This window comes from Rhodovastum atsumiense (genome assembly GCF_937425535.1).
GTDB classification, from domain to species: domain Bacteria; phylum Pseudomonadota; class Alphaproteobacteria; order Acetobacterales; family Acetobacteraceae; genus Rhodovastum; species Rhodovastum atsumiense.
In genome coordinates, this window is the sequence record NZ_OW485601.1 from 4,796,546 (window position 1) to 4,816,458 (window position 19,913).

The window sequence follows — 19,913 nt, forward strand, 5'->3', positions numbered from 1 at the left end:
GGCGCGGATGCCGGCGACCCCGGATTCCCGGGATGGCCCCGGATCAGCGCGGATAAAACACCAGCTTCATGCGTGGTTCGCTGATCCCCCGGCAATGCCCGGCGGGATCCTGGCGGTTCACCAACCGGCGCGCCCCGGCGGAGAGGGGCCGCCGGTCCGTCACCTTCTCCGGAATGCGGCCGCGTGGCCGGGAGCAGAGGAAGCATAATGAAGGCATTGGTCCTGCGTGAGCACGGCGGTCTGGAGAAGCTCCGCCTCGAGACGGATTTCCCCGATCCGGTGCCGCAAGCGGGTGAGGTCGTGCTGCGCGTCCGTGCCACGTCGCTGAACTATCATGACGTCTTCACCCGGCGCGGCATGCCGGGCATCCGCATACCGTTCCCCTGCATCATCGGGCTCGACGTGGCCGGCGAGATCGCCGCCATCGGCCCCGGCGTCGAAGGCTGGCAGGTCGGCGAGCGCGTGCTGGTCGATCCCATCAACCGCGTCGAGGGCGGGCTGATGGGCGAAACCCAGCATGGCGGCATGGCGGAACTCTGCCGCGCCAAGGCCCACCAGCTGATCCGCCTGCCCGACACTGTCAGCTTCGAACAGGCGGCGGCGCTGCCGGTCGCCTACGGCACCGCCCTGCGCATGATGTACAGCGTGGGCAAGGTGCAGGCCGGGGAGAAGGTGCTGATCCTCGGCGCCAGCGGCGGCGTCGGCGTCTGCTGCGTGCAGCTTGCCAAACTGGCCGGCTGCGAGGTGATCGCCTGCGCCGGCAGCCCGGAGAAGGCACGCCGCCTGCGCGAGCTCGGGGCGGACCAGGTCATCCTCTACACCGAAACCGATTTCCAGAAGGTCATCCAGGAGACCTATGGCAAGGCCAGCCGCCGCCGCGGCGCGCCGGGCGGCGGCATCGATGTCGCGGTCAACTTCACCGGCGGCGACACCTGGAAGAAATCGCTGCGCTGCCTGCGCCTCGGCGGCCGGCAATTGACCTGCGGCGCCACCGCCGGCTTCGCGGTGGAAGAAGACCTGCGCTTCATCTGGACCTTCGAGCTGCAGATCATGGGCTCGAACGGCTGGGACACGCCCGATATCGGCACGTTGCTCGATCTGGTGGGCAGCGGCCGGCTGCAGGTGGTCATCGACCGGGTCTACGGGCTGGACGAGGGTGTGGAAGCCCTGCGCCAGATCGAGGACCGCAACGTCATCGGCAAGATCGTGGTGACGCCATGAGCGGCGGCACGCTATCGCCCGAGGCGGTGCAGGCGATCCTCGATGCATCGCCCTTCATCGCCTTCTCCGGGCTGAAGGTGGTGTCGGCCGATCTGGCCCGCGGCGAGATCACCATGCGCTGCCCGATGCGCCCGGAATTCGAGCGCCGCGCCGGCTCCGGGCAATGGCATGGCGGCCCGATCGCCGCGGTGATCGACACGGTCGGCGATTTCGCGCTCGGCATGCTGGTCGGGCGCGGCCTGCCCACCGTCAATTTCCGCGTCGATTACCTGCGCCCCGCGCTGCACACGGATCTGGTGGCCACCGCCACGGTCCGGCGCAACGGCCGCAGCATCGGCGTGGCCGATGTGGATGTGTTCAACGAGCAGGGCGTGCTGCTGGCCATTGGCCGGGCCAGCTACGCCATGACGGAGCCAGGGAAGTGACCTCGATCATGCAGATGACGCGCCGCGGCGTTCTGGCCGCCTCCACCGCCGGGGTCCTGCTCAACGGGATCTGGCAGCCGGCCGCCCGCGCCGCCGGCACGCCCCGGCGCGGCGGTTCGCTCACCGCGACCTGGGGCGGTTTCGAGCCGCAGGCGCTGTTCGTGCCCGGTGGCGGCGGCTCCAGCCCGTTCATGACCTCGACGAAGGTGCTGGAACGCCTGCTCGGCCAGACCAGCGACCTGAAATTCGTCAACATCCTGGCCGAAAGCGTGCAGGCCGCGCCGGATTTCCGCAGCTACACGCTGCGGCTGCGCGAAGGCGTCACCTGGCATGACGGCCGGCCCTTCGCCGCCGATGACGTCGTCTTTTCGGTGCTGCAGTTCTGGAAGCCCTTCGCGCTGACCGTGGCGCTGAAGGCGCTGACCGGGGCGGAGGCGAAGGACCCGCGCACGGTGGTGCTGAGCTTCGCCTCGCCGGTGCCGGATTTCTATCTGCGCTCCACCCTCTCCGGCCAGAACTCGGTGATCCTGCCGAAGCATCTCTACGAGGGCCGGGACCTCGTCACCAACCCGGTCAACAACAAGCCGATCGGCACCGGCCCGTGGGTGGTGCGCGAATGGGTGCGCGGCAGCCATGTCGAGTACGAGCGCAACCCGAATTACTGGGATTCCGGCAAGCCTTATCTGGACCGCCTGTTCATCCGCTGGTGGCGTGACCCCGCCTCCCGCGCCGCCGCCTTCGAAGCGGGCGAGCTGGACATGGGTATTTCCAATCCCGTGCCGGTGCCCGACATCGAGCGCCTGACCCGCACCGGCCGCTTCCAGGCTACCACGCGCGGCTACGAGACGTGCAGCTGGTGCGCGACCATCGAGTTCAACCTGCGCCGCGAGAATGTGAACCGGCGGGAAGTGCGCCAGGCCCTGCTGCACGGCATCGACCGGCAGTTCATCGTCGACACCGTCTATTTCGGCAAGGGCAAGGTCGGCACCTCGCCGATCCACAGCAACAACCCGGTCTTCTACAACCGCGATGTTCCCCGATACGACTTCGATCCCGCGAAGGCGGCACGGCTGCTGGACGCGGCGGGGCTGAAGAAGCGGCGGGGCGGGCGCTTCACCGTGCAATTGCTGGCCGCCAACTGGTTCGAGGAGAACGCCAAGAACGGCCAGTACGTGAAGCAGGCGCTGGAAGACCTGGACATCACCGTGAACCTGACCACGCCGGACCGGGCCACCTCGCTCAAGCGCATCTACACCGACTACGATTTCGACATCGCGCTGTCCAATTACACCGCGCCGATCGAGCCGGTGCCGATCATCACCCAGTACTATACCACCGACGGCATCGTGAAGGGGGCGCCATTCCGCAACGCCAACGGCTTTTCCGACCCGGCGATGGACGATCTGGTCAGCCACCTGGCCACCGAGACCGACGAGGCGAAGCGCAAGGTCCTGGCCAACCAGTTCCAGGCCGACGCGGTCGCCCAGGCGAACCTGCTGCCCATGGTGGAATTCGACAGTTTCACCGTTACCCGCAGCGACGTGCGCAACCATTCCGGCTGGGCCAACTACATCGGCGAAAGCTGGGCCGATCTCTGGCGCGAGGGCTGAGGGGGCGCGGGCATGGGGCGGTTGCTGTTCCGGCGCCTGCTGCAGGGATTGCCCCTCGTGCTCGGCGTCATCGTGCTGAACTTCGTGCTGATCCAGGCGGCGCCGGGCAGCCTGCTCGACGTCATGACGGCCGAGCAGCAGATCTCGGACCCGGCGATGATCGCGCGGCTGCGGGTGCTGTACGGCATGGACGACCCGGCCTGGCTGCAGTTGCTGAAATACATCTGGTCGGTGCTGCAGCTCGATTTCGGCTTTTCCTACCGCCAGAACATGCCGGTGCTGGACGTGATCCTGTCCCAGCTTCCGGCGACGCTGATCCTGATGCTCTCCAGCATGGGGCTGGCGCTGCTGGTCGGCGTCACCGCCGGCGTGGTGGCGGCGGTGAAGGTGAACAGCCTGTGGGACAACCTGCTGTCCTTCCTGGCGGTGTTCTTCTTCGCCGCCCCCAGCTTCTGGCTGGGGATCATGCTGATCATCCTGTTCTCGGTGAAGCTTGGCTGGCTGCCGGTGGGCGGCATGACCACCATCGGCGCTGATCCCGGCGCCTGGGGTGCCGCGCTGGACGTGCTGCAGCACATGGTGCTGCCCACGCTCACGCTCGGCCTGTTCTATGCGGCGGTCTATGCCCGGGTGATGCGCGCGGCGATGCTGGAGGTGTTCAGCCTCGACTTCGTCCGCACCGCGCAGGCCAAGGGGCTGGGCCGGGCCCGCGTGGTGATCCGGCACGTGCTGCGCAACGCCCTGCTGCCCATCGTCACGTTGTTCGGGCTGCAACTCGGCACCGTGCTGGGCGGCAGCGTGGTGGTGGAGACGGTGTTCAGCTGGCCCGGCATCGGCAGCCTGCTGCTCGACAGCGTGTCCTCGCGCAACTACCCGGTGGTGCTGGGCGTGCTGGTGCTGGGATCACTGGTCGTCGTGCTCGCCAATATCCTGGTCGACCTCGCCTATACCCGGCTCGACCCGCGCATCCGGGGGAGGTGATCCGGACATGTCCCGCATGGCAGCCCCCCTGGTCTTCGCCGCCCTCGGCCGCTTCGCGCGCAACCGGGCGGCGCTGGTGGGCGCACTCATCCTGCTCGTCATCGTCGTGGCGGCGATCGCGGCCCCCTGGAGCTTCCCGCGCAACCCGCTGCGCATCGTCGGCCGGCCGGAGCTCTGGCCGTTCCAGGACCCGCGCTTTCCGCTGGGCACGGATTCGCTCGGCCGCGACATCGCCGCGATGATCGCCTGGGGGGCGCGCGCCTCGCTGATCATCGGCATCTGCGCCAGCCTGACCGCCACCTGCATCGGCGTCGGCATCGGTGCCGTCGCCGCCTATTTCGGCGGCCGGGTGGACGAGGTGCTGATGCGCGTCACCGAGATGTTCCAGATCGTGCCCGGTCTGGTCTTTATCCTCACCGTGGTTTCGATCATCGGCGGCACCATCGGCAACATCACCCTGGCCGTGGGCGTGGTGAGCTGGACGCAGATCGCGCGCCTGACCCGCGGCGAGATCCTGTCGTTGCGCAACCGTGAATTCGTGCAGGCCTGCCGCGCCATGGGCATGAGCGACCTGCGCATCATCCTGCGCGAGATCCTGCCCAACGCGCTGCCGCCGGTGATCGTGCTGTCCTCGCTCGCGGTGGCCGGCGCCATTCTCTACGAATCCGCCATTTCCTTCCTGGGCCTGGGCGATCCCAACATCGCCAGCTGGGGACGGCTGATCGGCGAGGGGCGGACGCTGATCCGGACCTCCTGGTACATCTGCGCCATTCCCGGCATCGCCATCATGCTGATGGTGCTGGCGCTCAATCTGGTGGGTGACGGGCTGAACGACATGCTGAACCCCCGGCTGCGAGGGCGCTGAGATGACCCCGGTGCTGGAACTGCGTCATCTCTCGGTCAGCCTCGACACCCGCGCCGGGCCGCTCCGGGCGGTCGACGACGTGTCCTTCGCGGTCGAGGCCGGCGAAACCCTGGCCGTGGTCGGCGAATCCGGGTGCGGCAAGTCGCTGACCGCGCTGGCGGTGATGCGGCTGCTGCCGCAGCCCCCGGCGCGGATCGGCGGCGGGCAGGTGCTGCTGGCCGGGCGCGACCTGCTGGCCTTGCCCGAACGGGAGATGCGGGCGGCGCGCGGCCGCGACGTGGCGATGATCTTCCAGGACGCCATGTCCGCCCTGAACCCGGTGCTCACGGTGGGAGCGCAGATCATCGAGATGATCCGTGCGCACCAGGATCTTTCCACCGCCGCCGCGCGCCGGCGTGCCTGCGAGTTGCTGGATCTGGTCGGCATTCCCGAAGCCGAGGCGCGGCTCGATGCGTTTCCGCACCGGCTGTCCGGCGGCATGGCCCAGCGCGTCATGATCGCCATGGCCATCGCCTGCAATCCGCGGGTGCTGATCGCCGACGAGCCGACCACGGCGCTGGATGTCACCATCCAGGCGCAGATCCTGGATCTGCTGCGCCGGCTGCAGCGCGAGACCGGCATGGCGCTGCTGCTGATCACGCATGACCTGGGCGTGGTGGCGGAAATGGCCGACCGGGTGGTGGTGATGTACGCCGGCCGCAAGGTGGAGGAAGCCGGGGTGGATGCGCTGTTCGGGCGTCCCTTGCATCCCTATGCGCGCGGGCTGATGGCCGCGACCCCCGCCGCCGGCCCGGCCGCCCGGCATGCCCGGCTGGCCGACATCCCCGGCATGGTGCCGGCGCTGGCGGACCTGCCGCCCGGCTGCGCCTTCGCCGCGCGCTGCCCGCTCGCCTTCGATCGCTGCCGGCGGGAAGCGCCGGCGTTGCGGGCGCCGCCCGGCCTGCATCCCGTCGCCTGCTTCGCCGTGGAAAAGGAGGTTGCCGGTGTCGCTCATCAGCGTGCGTGACCTGCGTGTCAGCTTCGCCACGCCGCAGGGGCGGCTGCAGGCCGTCGATGATGTCAGCTTCGACGTCGCCCCCGGCGAGACCCTCGGCCTCGTCGGCGAGTCCGGCTGCGGCAAGTCCACGCTGAGCAAGGCCCTCCTGCGGCTGGTGCCCGTCACCTCCGGGCGGATCGAGATCGAGGGCGAGGACATCGTTCCGTTCGGGCCGCGCGCGCTGCGGCGCATCCGCCCCAAGGTGCAGATGGTGTTCCAGGACCCTTATGGCTCGCTCAATCCGCGCCACCGGGTCGGCACGCTGATCGGCCAGCCCCTGTCGGTGGCGGGATGGGGGCGACGGCAGATCCGGGATCGCGTCGCCGAGTTGCTGGAACAGGTCGGCCTGCCGCGCGACGCGGCGGAGCGCTATCCGCACGAATTCTCGGGCGGCCAGCGCCAGCGCGTCGTCATTGCCCGCGCCCTGGCGCTGTCGCCGAAGCTGGTGATCTGCGACGAGCCGGTCTCCGCCCTCGACGTTTCGGTCCGCGCCCAGGTCATCAACCTGTTCAAGGACCTGCAGGACCGGCTGGGCGTGGCCTATCTGTTCATCTCGCACGACCTGTCGGTGGTGGAGAACGTCTCCGACCGGCTGATCGTGATGTATCTCGGCCGCATCATCGAATCCGGCCGCGCCGCCGAGATCTGGCGGCGGCCGGCCCATCCCTATACCCAGGCCCTGCTCGCGGCCGCCCCCGTGCCCGACCCGAAGCTGGCGCGGCAGCGCCGCCGCCTGGTGCTGCAGGGGGAGTTGCCAAGTCCGTTGAACCCGCCTTCGGGCTGTGCCTTCCGCACCCGCTGCCCGCAGGCCCGGCCGCGCTGTGCCGCGGACCGGCCGCCTTTGCGCGCGCTCGGCGGGGCGCAGCGTGTCGCCTGCCATTTCGACCTCGCGGATGCCGCGCCGGCACCCGTCCCCAGCGATGAAAGTGCCTGCGTATGAGCCACGCTGCCGTTCCGCCTATCCTCCCTTTGCACGGGCGCTGGCATAATCTCGGTGATCTCAGTGACCGCAGCCTCGACCAGGACCGGCTGGCGATCATCGATCTGCTGCATCCGGAGCATCCCCGCAGCTACAGCCATGGCGAGGTCGATGCGCTGGCCAACGGGGTGGCGCGGCACCTGGTCGCGCGTGGCCTGCCCCGTGGCGCGAAGGTGGCGATCCTGTCGCTGAACCGGGCCGAATATGTCATCGCCTATTTCGGCATCATGCGCGCCGGTTATGTCGCCGTGCCGGTCAACATCAAGCTGCCGCAGGAAACCATCGACTACGTGATGGCGGATGCGGATGTGGCGCTGGCCTTCACCGACGCGGCCCGGATGGACGCGGTGCGGCCAGGGGTGCCGGTGATCGGCTTCGACGATGCCGGCCCACAGGGCTGGGCCGCGCTGATCCGGCCCGCCGGCCCCGCCACGCTGCCCGCCGGGCCGGAGGACATCGCGCAGATGCTCTACACCTCCGGTTCCACCGGACGGCCGAAGGGCGTGCCGCTCAGCCATGCCGGCCAGCTCTGGGCGCTGACCACCCGCATCCAGCCGGACGGCGCGGAGGACCGCTATATCCTGGCGCAGCCTTTGTTCCACATGAACGGGCTGTTCATGACCAAGACGGTGTTCGCGCAGACGGCCTGCGTCGTGGTGATGCCGGGCTTCAACGCCCGCGCCTATACCGAGGCGCTGGCGCAGTACCGCATCACCACCCTGACCGCGGTGCCGACCATGTTCGCCCGCGTGGTCAAGGAGCAGGACCTGGTGCAGCGGTTGGATTTTTCCGCGCTGCGCCGCATCGCCCTGGGCTCGGCGCCGGTCACGCTCGGGCTGATCGAGCGCATCCGCGCCACTTTCCCGCGAGCGGCGGTGCTGCATGGCTACGGCACCACCGAGGCCGGCCCAGCGGTGTTCGGGCCGCATCCGGCGGGCATCCACCCGCCGCCGCTCGCGCTCGGCTATCCGGTGGCGAGGGGCGAGGTGAAGCTGGTGGGTGGGGCCACGCCGGACGAAGGCGTGCTGTGGATGCGCAACCCCGCGGTGATGCGGGGCTACCACAACCTGCCGGAACGCAGCGCCCGGGTGTTGCATGACGGCTGGTACGACAGCGGCGACGTGATGCGCCGCGACGCCGACGGATTCTACTATTTCGTCGGCCGCGCCGATGACATGTTCGTCTGCTCGGGCGAGAACATCTATCCGGCCGAGGTGGAGAAGCTGCTGGAATCGCATCCGGCGATCCAGCAGGCCAGCGTGGTGCCGCTGCCCGACGAGGAACGCAGTCAGGTGCCTGTAGCCTTCCTGGTGCCGCATCCCGGTGCCACGGTGACGGTGGAGGAGGTGAAGCGCTTCGCCCTGCAGGGCGGCCCTGCCTACCAGCACCCGCGGCGCATCCGCTTCCTGGCGGAACTGCCCTGGGCGGGCACCAACAAGGTCGACCGCAAGGCGCTGATCGAGCAGGCGCGGCACCTGGAAGCAACCGAAGGGTGGTCGCGATGACCGACCCTTCCTCCCTTGCCGGGCGGCTGGCCGTCGTGACCGGCGCCAGCCGGGGGATCGGCCGCGCCATCGCCTTGCAGCTTGCCGCCGCCGGGGCCGCTGTCGTGGTGCATTACCGCCGTGCCGAGGCAGAGGCGCGGGCGGTGATCGACGCGATCGGCGCGCAAGGCGGCATCGCCCTGGGTTTCGCCGCCGACCTGCAGGACCGGGGAGCGGTGCGGGACTTCTACCCGCGGCTGGACGCGGAACTGCAGGACCGTTTCGGTGACACCGGCTTCGACATCCTGGTCAACAATGCCGGCATCGGCGGCGGTCGGCTGCGCATCGGCGAGGTGTCGGAAGCGGCGTTCGACCAGGTGCTGGACGTGAACCTGCGCGCCCCGTTCTTCCTGATCCAGGGCGCCATCCCGCGCCTGCGCGCGCACGGGCGCATCATCAACATCTCCTCCATGGGCACGCGCGCCGCCTTTCCCGAGATGGCGAGCTATGCCCCGGCCAAGGCAGGGCTGGAGGCGCTGACCCGGCTGCTCGCGGTGGAACTGGGCCCGCGCGGCATCACCGTCAACGCCGTGCTGCCGGGGGCGACGGCGACGGACATGAACGCCGCGGCCCGCGACCCGGCGCGCAGCCGCGTCGTGGCGCAGGGCATCGCGCTGGGGCGGGTGGGGCAACCGGAGGACATTGCCGGCGTGGTCGCCTTCCTGGCCTCCGGGCAGGGGCGCTGGGTCACCGGCCAGAGCATCGAGGCGAGCGGCGGCCAGCGGCTCTGACGCGGCGCCTGGCGGGGGAGGGGAGAGGCGCGGACAGGGGTCAACCATTGCTGATCCGGCACGGGGCTGTGTGAAAAACGCTTGCATGGTCGTCGCGCAGCAGACAAAGCGGACCCCTCTCACAGCTTCATCACGTGATCGCCCCGATGCATTTGCTGGTTCGGTGGACCCCGGGTCTGTCCCGCGCCGAGATTCTCCATGGCTGCCGGCTGGCCTTCGCCGCCTGGCTGGCCTTCACCATCGCCTCCTTCCTGCACGTCGAGAACGCCTTCTGGGCGGCCATGCCGGTCTGGGTGGTGGCGCAATCGGCCAAGGGGTTGTTGCTGGAGCGCGCCTTCTACCGGATTGCCGGCACCCTGATCGGTGCCGCCGCCGGGTTCGGCCTGCTGCGACTCGGCGGCGGCCCGTACATGGCGCTGGCGCTGCTGGGCCTGTGGGTCGGGCTGGCGGGGGCGCTGGCGCAGATGCTGCGCGGCGTGCACGCCTATGGCGCGATGATGGCCGGCATGAGCGCCGCCGTGGTGGCGCTGCCGGCGGTGCTGAACCCGGCGCTGTCTTATGAATTCGCCATCGCCCGGGTCGAATGCACCCTGGTCGGCGTGGTGGTGGTGACGCTGGTCACCGCGCTGTGGACCCCCGATTCGCCGCGCGCGGAGTTCTATGGGCGGGTGCGCCAGCTGGGCCGGGACGCGGTCGACTTCGCCGCCGCCGTGCTGCGCGGCCTGCCGCCGGAGGCAGCCGAGGCGCGCGAGCGGGAGATCCTGCGCGAACTGGCCGAGGTGCAGGAGACCGCCAGCCTGGTCACCGCCGGCTCGATCGAGGGCTACCGTCGTTTGCACCATGTGCAACGGCTGACGCTGGCGGCGCTGGCGGTGATGGCGGAGGCGCGGGCCTATCTGGCCCGGCAGCAGGCGGCGGACGATGCGGCGCTGGCGGCTCACCTGTCCGCCCTGGCCGGGACGCTGCTGGCCCCGGAGCCGCCAGAGCCCGATCTCGCCCCTGTTGTTGCCGCCGATCCGGCGCTCGCCGAGGCGGTGGCGCGCCTCGTTGCCGTCGAGGCGGCCTTCCGCGCCGAGCCGGACAGCGCCGATGCGCGCTCCTTCGGCAGCAAGGTGCTGTATCTCGCGCCCTGGCTCGATGTCCGGCTGGCCGCCGAGGCCGGGCTGCTCGCCGGCGGTGCCACCACGCTTGCCGGGATGCTGGGCTACGCCTCGGGCTGGGGCCCCGGGGAACTGGCCGCGCTCGGCATCTGCATCTTTTCCATGGTGCTGAGCTCGATGCCCGCCCCCGAGCGATTCGCGCCGATGATGCTGAAGGGCGTGCTGGCCGGGGTTGCCGCGGCACTGCTGTATCGCTTCCTGGTGCAGCCGCACGTGACCACGCTGCCGATGCTCAGCCTGTCGCTGGTGCCCTTCCTGCTGGCGGGCGGGCTGGCGCGCGCGGCCAGGCGCACCGCGGGGCCGGCGATCGACGCCAACATGTGCTTCATGCTGGCCGGGCAGGCGGTGCTGCCGCCGGTGACCGATGCTTTCACCATCCTCAACGAGACGTCGGCGCTGCTGCTGGCCGCCGTGGTGGCGACCACCGGCTTCCGCTTCATGCCGCCTCGCGCGCCGCGCCAGGCCGCGCGCGCCCTGCGGGCGATCCGTCGCGACCTGCGGCGGCTGGCTCAAGCGGGAGGGGGCGTGGATGTCGGGCGGGAATGGGCGCGGGGGGCACGCCAGGTGCTGCGGCTCGGCCTGCACCTGGACCGGGCGGCGACCGCCGGGGCCAGCCCGGGCAGCAGCCTGCTCGCGGTGCTCAATCTCGGCCTGGCCTTGCTCGACCTGAGGGAACTGGCGGCGCGGGACGCCGCGGCGGGGGCGGCCCTCGACGCGTTCCGGCGGCTGGAGCGCGATCCCGATGGCGTGGCGGCGGAGTTGGAACGCCGGGCTGAGGACGCGGCGGAGGAACTCGCCGGTGCGCTGCGCACGGCTGCCGCGGCGTTGCGGGCCAGTCGCGGATTGTTGGGCGATCCGCAGGGGTGAACCGGATGCGGGGCGCTGCCCCGCCCCCGCCAGGGGGCGTTGCCCCCTGGACCTCCACCAAGGGCTGCGCCCTTGGATCCCGTTCTTTGCCGCGCAGCGCGATTGGGGTGCAGGGGCCTTGTGGCCGTCACGCGAATGCGTGCTGCGCACGACGCTGGGTCCAGGGCAAAGCCCTGGCCTTACTTTCTGTTCAGAGGTCTTCCCCCTGCGCGAGCGTGATCTCGCGCCCTCGACCGGAGCGGGTCATTTCCTCGGCCAGGGAGGGCCGCCCGGCGAGCTGGCAGCGATAGGCGTCCCGCGTGGCCGCGATCAGTGCGCCGTCGCGGCCGAGCAGGGCGTCGCCGAAGTCGATGATGCGCAGGTTCGGCCAGGCCTGTGGGCGGATGCGCAGCACTTCCTGCAGGATGCGTCCGGGCGCGATCTCCGGCAGGGCCTGTGCCAGCAGCAGCGCCATCGCCGCGGTGGAGCGTGACACGCCGGCGTGGCAGTGCACGAGCAGATGCGCCTCGGGTTGCGGATCGCTGATCAGGTCCTGCCCGAAGCCGAGCAGGGCCGCCACCTGCGCCGGTTCCGGCGCGATCGTGCCGGCGATGTCCGGCTCGATCACGTCATGGAACCGCAACTCCAGCTTGCGGTGTTCGCCGAAGCTGCCGAACGCCTCCGGCACCGGCCAGTCGGGGTCGAGGATGGAGAGCACGTGGCTGACGCCGGAGGCGCAGTGCCCGTCCAGTTCCTCGAGGCCGCAGATGGTGATCCTGAAAGGCGCGATTCCGTCCATTGCCATCACCTCGGTTCGACCATCCGCGGGCCGGGGGCAGCCTTCCCTACAGTCGCGGCGTGGCGATTCCAGTATAGCGGTCGAGCCGGTCCACCTGTATGGCAATGCGATCAAGTCGTGCGCTGATATGCGCATCCACCTCGGCCAGCGACCCGATGTCGCGATGCAGGCTGGCGGTGGTGAGTTCCAGCGTGCCGACCCGCTCCGTCAGTTCCAGCAACTTGTGGTCGATGCCGTCGAGCCGGTGGTGCAGCCGGGCGAACTGCGCGCGCAGGAAGGACAGGACGTTGGCGTCGTCGGAGGTCTCGTCCAGCACGTGGGGCGTTTCGTTCATCGCGGGGACCTCTTTGAAACTACGGGAAAGTGATTGAGAAGCCGACATCCTCGATCATGGCGACGACATTGGCTGCCTGCCACCTTGGCACGACCGGCGGCGCGACATCGCGCATAACCAACGCCGTGTGTAACCGGTTCGCCACACGCACTGCCAGTACAAGGGGCATCCGCAGGACCGTTGGTGGTCTATGTATCAAACATCACAGATGGGCGTGAGAGGTCCGACGCCAGGGCAACGGCGACCCCGACTTGAGGCTGGACGGTTCCGGCGCTCCGGCAGCCCGTGCGCGCAGGACGAGCCTTTCGCGTCGTAGCCGTGGCAGTTCCTTTCGGGACACCCTTCCCCGCTGTTCCAGTCCCCGACCACGCGGTGCGAACGGGCAGATGGGCACCCTCCCGCGACAGCCGGCGAACGCCACGCCAACGGCGCCGCTCGGCCCTCGGACTCATCCTTGCAGGTGAGTCGAGGGCGGTGCCGTCCATCGAGACGAGACGCTCGCCATGTCCCAACGCCTTGCGTCCGATGCAGAGAGCGGCGGCATGATGCGCGCTCATCCCACGACACTTGGCGTATTTCCATCGGCCGATCACGGACGTGAAAGCCGGGTTCACCTTCACCAGGTCCACGCCGTCCCGCTTGCAGCGGGCCTCCGTGAACTCGGCGAATTTCCTGTAAGCGAAACCGCTGAGGCGGCGCGCGTGCGCGGCGCCATACTCCCGCAGCCCGGCCTTCTTCTTCGAGAATTCCAGGTCCTCGATGGCGATGCCGTAGTGGCGTTTCCGCGCCAGCAGGCTCAGCGCCCGCACGGCGTCGCCAATCATCGCCTCCGCCTTGCCCTCGTCCGTTCCCGCGACAGGGAACGGCAGGGTCAGCCGGCCGACAGGGTTGCCCCAGTAATCGACCAATGTGACGGCGAAGTGGTCCACGTTCACGTCTACCGCGACAACGCCGTTGCGGGCGTCCGTCACGAGTTCCGCCGCGGGTTCATCGACGGTGACATGGGCGTGCCAGCGTCCGGCCCCGTCCTTGAACAGCAGCCAGGTCAGGGCGGCACGCGTCTCGAAGTCCCTGTTCCGTTCCAGCACGGCCCGGAGTTGTTCCTGACCGTAACGGAACGTCACGCCGCGCAGCGTCTCGACATGCCCGCCCAAGGAATCCGGCATCCTGACAAGCAAATTCTCGCCGTCCCATTGGATGCTCTGGTTCCCTGCGGCGTTATCGTGCTTCGCGCCGGGAACGAAGATGCGGCTGTTCCGCCTGTCGCGCCACGCCCACACGTCGCCGTCGCGGAGCAGCTTGCGCCCGCCGAAGCAGACGCGGGGGACGCCTTCCTTGATTTCCAACAGAAGAGAGGCCAGACAGCCTTTCAGCACGTCCAGGCGTTTCTTCTTCAGGATCTGCGCTTCCAGCAGCGCCTTTCGCTTGCGCTCGGTCTTGGCTTTCTCCGCCCGTCTCCCGAGCGCGGCGATGCGCTCCTCCGTCGCCTCGATGGCGTCGCGGAGTTGCGTGGCGCGGAAGTCGCACGTCCCCTTCCAGGCGTTCGCCGCCTGGGCCGCGTCGGTGCGGGCGCCATAGAGGTGGCGCCGTGTCAGCCCGAACTCGGCCATCAGTTCCTTCTGGACGTCGCCGGCCGGGCGCTGGAGGATGTGGATTTCCTTGAAGGCCGCCCTGATCGCCTTGCCCATCAACTCGCCGAATGGCGCGAGGACGCTGTCTGCACGTCCGTCCCGGATGATGGCGCAGAAGGTGCGGCTCATGGCTTGAGCGCGTCCAGGGCGCGGGCGGCGCGGTTGCGGGCTGAGCGGCGGCCATAGAGCCGTGCCGAGAAACACGTCATCAGGTCGAGCATGTCGCGCACGAGGTCGTCGCCGACTTCCTTCGGCTCGATGACGGTGATGCCGCGTCCGGACGCGGCCAGCGCGCGTTCCAACTGCGCCACGCCGAAATGGGCGATGCGGTCGCGGTGTTCGACGACAATCCTGCCGACCTTCGGGTCGGCCAGAAGCCCGCCGAGATCGCGCCGCCGATCGTTTAGCCCGGAGCCGATTTCCCGCACGAAGCGGTCGATCCTGACGTTCGCCGTGGCGGCCCATTCCGCGATGCGGGCGATCTGGCGGTCCAGGTCTGCTTTCTGGTCGTGCGACGAGACGCGGGCATACGCCACGGTCAGCGGCGCGGGTTCCCCGTCATCGACTTCGACCCGCCAATGGCCCTTCGCCGTGCGTGTGGCGCCAGGCAATTCGCCAGCCGCGGCCATGCGCCACGCCGTCATGCGCGACACGCCCTGCTGCTCGGCCCATTGAGAAAGTCGAACTTTTCGCTTCATTTGGTCCGAATGTTACAGCTAGACGCAGCTTCTTGCAACCCCGGAGGCGCCTGCACGCACGATGACGGACGCCATGGCGCGTTTCATTTGGCGGGGCCGCGGCGCCGTCATGGCACGCAGGCTTGATGGCAGGGGGATCGGGGGCGGGATCGGGGCTGGTTCGCCCAGGCAGGTGGATGCAACTCGGGCGCGAATCGCTGCATCGGCCGGGGGCCGATCTGCCGGCATGACCGCTTTCGGCGTGTCGACCGGCAGATTGCCCGGAAAGCGTAACGTTTCAGATGAAGCGAAGCGAATTTTCCAGACTCTGTCTCAGAAAAGACGCAACACCCGCAACGGGCAGCCTTCACAAAGTCTTGACAGCTTCTCATAATTGTGATGGATTAATATGGTTTCTTGAATTGTTGTCCCAGGCTCATCGCGATCGGGGTCGTGCTGCGTGTCCACGCCGGATCTGGTCACTCTTTGCCGCATCGACCGGAACATTCCCGGGCAATTTTATAACTATTCCAATACGAGGTGGCACCTGATTTTCACCCCTGGTTGGGAGTATTTTGGTGCGATTTTGCATCGATCGGCCGGGCGTTGGGGGCCACATCCAGGGGATGGTCCGCGACGGTGGTCCCGCCGGTCCAGGCCGATCGGTAAGGGCGCGCGAGCTTGGTACCACGCAGGAACAACCGCACCGCAGGTCGGGCTGACGGGTGGCAGCGTCCAGTGAGACGCGATGGTGACGGGGCAAGGATGAAGTCGGAGAGCAAGGCGAACGGGCCGGCGGCAGCATGTGACCTGAACGGGATGCTTGACGCCGTCCTGCGCTCCGTCAGCACCCTGATGACCGTTTCCGGCGGGCTCGTCGAGCATGACGGGTTGTTCCTGCCTTGGCTCCGCCTGCGGGGAAGGGATCGATGTGGCGAGTCCCTGTCGCTGCAGATCGCGGTGGGCGGCGGTGTGGATCCAGATTTCAGGGCTTATCTGACCACCGGCAACCGGCAGGAATTCATCGGACGGGTCACCGATCTTCTTGGCCTTTGCCACTGTGTCAGAGCGCAACTGCAGCAACGGTAGGTTCCGCCGCCGGCTTCGTTGTCCCGTGCGCAGGCGAGGGCGACCTTGTGCTCCTGAGGGTGTTTGTGTTTCAAAATAAAACACAAGATATTTAATCAAAACGGTACGGAAAGGATTGTCGCGAGCTGCTCCTGCCAGGAGGGGAGGTGAACTGCGAAAATCGCACGAGTCAGGAATGTTACTATATGCTTACGCATTCCTGACCTGATCCGGTTTCTCCGCGGTCCTGGCCTGCCGAACCGGTGAGGGGGCACGCAATGTTTCACGCTTTCCAGTTTTATTCGAATTGATACTGAATTTATATGGGCATGCGGCTCCCGCTGCTGCCGGCCTCTCCCGTGACGCCAGGGGAAACATGATCCTGCAACATCCGGGGCGGTTTCGCCTCATGCCGACGGGCAGGAGACTCTCCGGTGGTATGAGGTCGTGATCCAATGTACGTTCCGGACTATGAATTGCTGGCGCGCGATCTTAGATTCGATATCGATACAGTTCAGCCGATGAACCGCGCCGCGGTTCCGGCCAGACTTTTGCGATTTCTCCTCGAAACTGCGCTCAGGATCGTTGATTTCGATGTCGGCCAGTACCTTCGCACCAACCCTGACGTGGCCAGCGCATTCAGGCGCAACGACGTGACCGGTACCTGGGAACATTTCGTGCGATTCGGCTATTTCGAGGGGCGCTCCGGCCAGGGCGTCGCCTTCGACAAGACCTGGTATCCGAGAAAGAACCCCGATGTCGCGAAATCGGTCCGCCAGGGCAAATGGCGCTTCGGTCTCGCGCATGACGAAGCCAGGGGCGCGTGGGAGTGGCGTGCGCCGAACGCCGGGGCCGAGGCCGATCTGGCGCAATGGCGCGATCTGCTGGCCGTCTCCACGCCGTCCCGGACCGAATCAGCCGAGTAGCCCGTCGCATGCGCCGTCTCAACGCCAAGTCCGCCGAGCAACCGTTGCGCGATATCGGGGCCATCCTGCAGGGCAGTGATCGTGGCAGGAATGCCGAGGCTGGCTTCGCCGTCGCCTTGGCCGTGGAGGCGCTGGCGCACGAATCGAGCGAAGCCGCGCTGCGTCATCTTGAATATGCGCAACGCGCCGCGCCATCGGACGGCGGCATTATGCTGGCGATCGGCCTGCTGCGCCTGCATGCGGGGGACCCGCGTGCGTTGGAAGCACTGGAACTGCTGGCCGGCCAGACCGGCTCACGCGATGTGCTGTTCCAACTGGCCCAGATGCGCCGGCACTTCAGCGGTCCCGATCATGCTGCCGCCGAACTGCACAGAACGCTGACCGGCAACGCCCCCCCTCTGACGGTGCCATTCTGCCGGCTGGCCGCGGAACTGTCGGAAGCGACCGGGGCCAAGGGCTGGTGCGGGCTCGACAATGCCGGGGTGCTGCATATCGGCGGCGCGGCGGCCCGGCTGCGCCGCAACGGGCTGGAGATCCTGCTCGACGGCCAGCCGGCCCGGATCGGCCCGCCGCAGAAGGGCGCGGTCGAGGGCACGGTAGCGCTCGCCCTAAACGAGCCCTGGGCGCGCAAGGCCCGGTTGGAGGTGTTCGCGCGGTCGCTGCCGCTGATCGGCAGCCCGATCGCCATCGGGCAGGTGACCCGGATGGAGGGCTTCGTGCAGGAAGCTGCCGGTGGTCTGTCCGGCTGGTGCTGGCTGCCCGGCCAGCCGGAACTGTCGCCGCGGGTGACCCTCCGCGGTGCCCAGGGGAAGGGACGCCAGCGCTCGGTGGTGGCGAAGGCACCCCTCGTGGACCTGCGTGGTTTTCCTTTCGGCGCCCAGCCGCGCGGCTTCATCTTCGGCGCCGAGGCCGTGGCGGCGCTCGGCGGCACGGTGCATGTCGAGGGGCCGCATGGCCGGGCGCTGTACGGCAGCCCGCTGACGCCGGGCCAGATGATCGCCAGTGCCCGCCGCGCCGCCCAGGGGGTGCGGGCGTTGTTTCCGCCGGGGGGGGCGTCCGCCGCCGATCCGGTTCCCGCCGGGGTCGGCCCGATCGCCGAGCCCAGCATCCCGGCCGACCTGGTGGGGCCGAAGCCACCTTATGGCCGCCCCGCGCTGCCGCGGCCGGTGGACATCGTCGTGCCGGTCTATCGCGGCCTGAAGGTGACGCTCGACTGCCTGGAGAGCGTGCTCGCCGCCCGGTCCCTGGCCGATGAGCGGGTCGTGGTGGTAGTGGATGATTCGCCCGATCGCGAGCTGGTCGCGGCGCTGCAGCGGATGGCCGGGGCCGGGCGCATCGTGCTGAGCCTGCAGCCGGTCAACCGCGGTTTCCCGGCAACGGCGAATGTCGGGCTGCGGCTGTCGCGGGGGCGGGACGTGGTGCTGCTCAACAGCGACACGCTGACGCCCCCGGGCTGGGTGGAGCGGCTGCAGCGGATCGTCTACGGCGCCGACGACATCGGCACGGCGACGCCGCTATCCAACGACGCGACCATCTTCAGCTATCCCCGGACCAATGCGGCCAATCCGCTGCCGGACGCGGATGCCATCGCGCGACTCGCCGCGCTGGCGGCGGAGGCCAACGGCGATGCCTGCGTCGACGTGCCGACGGCGCACGGGTTCTGCATGTACATCCGGACTGAGTGCCTGGAAGACACCGGGCTGCTACGCGAGGACGTGTTCGCCCAGGGCTATGGCGAGGAGAACGATTTCTGCCGGCGTGCCAGCCTGTTCGGCTGGCGCCACGTCGCTGCGCCGGGGGCCTTCGTCGGCCATGCCGGCAGCCAGTCCTTCTCGGCCACCCGCACCCACCTGATCGCGCGCAACCTGGCCATCCTGAACCGGCTGCATGTCGGCTACGATTCGCTGGTGCAGGCATGGCTGGCCGCCGACCCACTGGTGCCGTTCCGCCGTCGGCTCGACCGGGCCCGGCTCAACGCCGAGATGGGCGATGCGGCGACGGTGCTGCTGGTGACGCATGACCGTGGCGGCGGGGTGCAGAAATGCGTCCGGGACCGGGTGGCCATGCTGCGCGAGCAGGGAAAGCGCCCCGTGGTGCTGCGGCCGGAGACGAAAGGCGAGGCGGTGTTCTGCCGGCTGGAGGTCGGTGCTGGAGATGGATTCCCCAATCTGGTTTTCGGGATGTCGCAGGAGATGGAAGAGATGCTGGCGCTGCTGCGCGCGCTGGCGCCCGCGGAAATCGAGTTCCACCACTTCATCCGCCATCCTCCGGAGCTGATCCGTGCCCTGACCGGGTTTGGCGTGCCCTATGACATCTACTTGCACGACTATTCCTGGTACTGTCCGCAGATCACCCTGACCGCGGGGGGGAACCGCTATTGCGGCGAAGTTTCCCCGGCCGCCTGCGGACCGTGCCATGCCGAGCATGGCAGCAAGCTCAACGAGGAGATCACGCCGACAGCCTTGCGGACGCGCTCGGCTGCCCTGTTTGCCGGGGCGCGGCAGGTGGTGGCGCCGTCGCGCGATTGCGCCCGGCGCTTCGAGCGCTGGCTTGGGGCGGAGGTCACGGTAGCGCCCTGGGAGCCGATGCGGGAGTTGCGCCTGCGGGGGGGGGGGGCGGAGAAGCCCCGGCGACGCGTCTGCGTGCTGGGGGCGATCGGCCGGGAGAAGGGCTACGATACCCTGCTGCGCTGCGCCAGCCTGGTCGCCGAGCAGGACCTGCCGCTGGAATTCGTCGTCGTCGGCTATAGCTGCGACGACCGCCGCCTGTTGCAGACCGGCCGGGTGACGATCACCGGCCGTTACGAGGAGCCGGAGGCGGTTGGGTTGGTCCGGGCGCAGCAGGCGGACCTGGGCTTCCTGCCGTCGCTATGGCCGGAGACGTGGTCGTTTACCCTGTCGCAGATGTGGGAAGCCGGCCTTCCGGTGATCGCCTACGACATCGGCACCCCGGCCGAGCGAATTCGGTCGATGCAAGGGGGGCTGGTGGTGCCGTTGCACATGCCGGTGGAGAAATTGGTCAGCTTGTTCCTATTGCAAACAATGAAATCTGCTGCTGAGAAAGCTGCTTAGGGAGGATCG

General features: G+C 68.7%; 17 protein-coding genes. 13 read left to right on the top strand and 4 right to left on the bottom strand.

Annotation, left to right across the window (positions count from 1 at the left end):
- Positions 1 to 207 precede the first annotated feature (207 nt).
- The 10 genes from NBY65_RS21615 to NBY65_RS21660 all read left to right on the top strand — a co-directional run bounded on the left by NBY65_RS21615 (position 208) and on the right by NBY65_RS21660 (position 11,419).
- Positions 208 to 1,221: a quinone oxidoreductase family protein gene (locus NBY65_RS21615; protein ID WP_150042254.1), complete on the top strand. Its 1,014-nt coding sequence runs from the start codon at positions 208 to 210 to the stop codon at positions 1,219 to 1,221.
- Positions 1,218 to 1,646, top strand: coding sequence for a PaaI family thioesterase (locus NBY65_RS21620; protein ID WP_150042253.1), 429 nt, complete (start codon positions 1,218 to 1,220; stop codon positions 1,644 to 1,646). Before NBY65_RS21615 ends, NBY65_RS21620 begins: the two co-directional genes overlap by 4 nt.
- Positions 1,643 to 3,256, top strand: a complete 1,614-nt coding sequence (locus NBY65_RS21625) for an ABC transporter substrate-binding protein (RefSeq protein ID WP_203330559.1) — start codon at positions 1,643 to 1,645, stop codon at positions 3,254 to 3,256. The genes NBY65_RS21620 and NBY65_RS21625 overlap by 4 nt, the downstream gene beginning before the upstream one ends.
- A 12-nt stretch (positions 3,257 to 3,268) precedes the next feature.
- The gene (locus NBY65_RS21630; protein ID WP_150042252.1) at positions 3,269 to 4,237 is read left to right on the top strand and encodes an ABC transporter permease; all 969 of its coding nucleotides are present in this window, start codon (positions 3,269 to 3,271) and stop codon (positions 4,235 to 4,237) included.
- 7 nt (positions 4,238 to 4,244) lie between these two features.
- Positions 4,245 to 5,102 (top strand): ABC transporter permease, encoded by an 858-nt coding sequence (locus NBY65_RS21635; RefSeq protein WP_239002884.1) that lies wholly within the window; start codon positions 4,245 to 4,247, stop codon positions 5,100 to 5,102.
- A 1-nt stretch (position 5,103) separates the two neighbouring features.
- Positions 5,104 to 6,108: an ABC transporter ATP-binding protein gene (locus NBY65_RS21640; RefSeq protein WP_150042251.1), complete on the top strand. Its 1,005-nt coding sequence runs from the start codon at positions 5,104 to 5,106 to the stop codon at positions 6,106 to 6,108.
- Positions 6,080 to 7,078, top strand: a complete 999-nt coding sequence (locus NBY65_RS21645; RefSeq protein WP_408895385.1) for an ABC transporter ATP-binding protein — start codon at positions 6,080 to 6,082, stop codon at positions 7,076 to 7,078. The genes NBY65_RS21640 and NBY65_RS21645 overlap by 29 nt, the downstream gene beginning before the upstream one ends.
- On the top strand, positions 7,075 to 8,622 hold the full coding sequence (locus NBY65_RS21650) for a class I adenylate-forming enzyme family protein (protein WP_150042249.1): 1,548 nt from the start codon (positions 7,075 to 7,077) through the stop codon (positions 8,620 to 8,622). Before NBY65_RS21645 ends, NBY65_RS21650 begins: the two co-directional genes overlap by 4 nt.
- Positions 8,619 to 9,392, top strand: coding sequence for an SDR family NAD(P)-dependent oxidoreductase (locus NBY65_RS21655; RefSeq protein ID WP_150042248.1), 774 nt, complete (start codon positions 8,619 to 8,621; stop codon positions 9,390 to 9,392). Before NBY65_RS21650 ends, NBY65_RS21655 begins: the two co-directional genes overlap by 4 nt.
- A 146-nt stretch (positions 9,393 to 9,538) precedes the next feature.
- A complete protein-coding gene (locus NBY65_RS21660) occupies positions 9,539 to 11,419 on the top strand; it encodes an FUSC family protein (protein WP_150042247.1) in 1,881 nt (626 codons plus the stop codon).
- Positions 11,420 to 11,609: 190 nt separating this feature from the next.
- Here the strand turns inward: NBY65_RS21660 and NBY65_RS21665 are convergent, their stop codons facing one another.
- From NBY65_RS21665 to NBY65_RS21680, 4 genes are all read right to left on the bottom strand, one after another.
- On the bottom strand, positions 11,610 to 12,197 hold the full coding sequence (locus NBY65_RS21665) for a tyrosine phosphatase family protein (RefSeq protein ID WP_239002883.1): 588 nt from the start codon (positions 12,195 to 12,197) through the stop codon (positions 11,610 to 11,612).
- 46 nt (positions 12,198 to 12,243) lie between these two features.
- Entirely contained in the window at positions 12,244 to 12,531 is a 288-nt protein-coding gene (locus NBY65_RS21670) for a hypothetical protein (protein WP_150042245.1), read from the bottom strand.
- A 188-nt stretch (positions 12,532 to 12,719) separates the two neighbouring features.
- Complete coding sequence (locus tag NBY65_RS21675; protein ID WP_150042244.1) at positions 12,720 to 14,291, bottom strand: IS200/IS605 family accessory protein TnpB-related protein; 1,572 nt, start codon at positions 14,289 to 14,291, stop codon at positions 12,720 to 12,722.
- Positions 14,288 to 14,860 (bottom strand): IS607 family transposase, encoded by a 573-nt coding sequence (locus NBY65_RS21680; RefSeq protein WP_150042243.1) that lies wholly within the window; start codon positions 14,858 to 14,860, stop codon positions 14,288 to 14,290. The genes NBY65_RS21675 and NBY65_RS21680 overlap by 4 nt, the downstream gene beginning before the upstream one ends.
- A gap of 744 nt (positions 14,861 to 15,604) precedes the next feature.
- Between NBY65_RS21680 and NBY65_RS21685 the strand changes: the two genes are divergently transcribed.
- The 3 genes from NBY65_RS21685 (at position 15,605) to NBY65_RS21695 (ending at position 19,904) form a co-directional block, all read left to right on the top strand.
- Entirely contained in the window at positions 15,605 to 15,928 is a 324-nt protein-coding gene (locus tag NBY65_RS21685; RefSeq protein WP_150042242.1) for a hypothetical protein, read from the top strand.
- Positions 15,929 to 16,362: 434 nt separating this feature from the next.
- Entirely contained in the window at positions 16,363 to 16,833 is a 471-nt protein-coding gene (locus tag NBY65_RS21690) for a hypothetical protein (RefSeq protein ID WP_150042241.1), read from the top strand.
- Positions 16,834 to 16,841: 8 nt separating this feature from the next.
- Positions 16,842 to 19,904: a glycosyltransferase gene (locus tag NBY65_RS21695; protein WP_162530661.1), complete on the top strand. Its 3,063-nt coding sequence runs from the start codon at positions 16,842 to 16,844 to the stop codon at positions 19,902 to 19,904.
- Positions 19,905 to 19,913 lie beyond the last annotated feature (9 nt).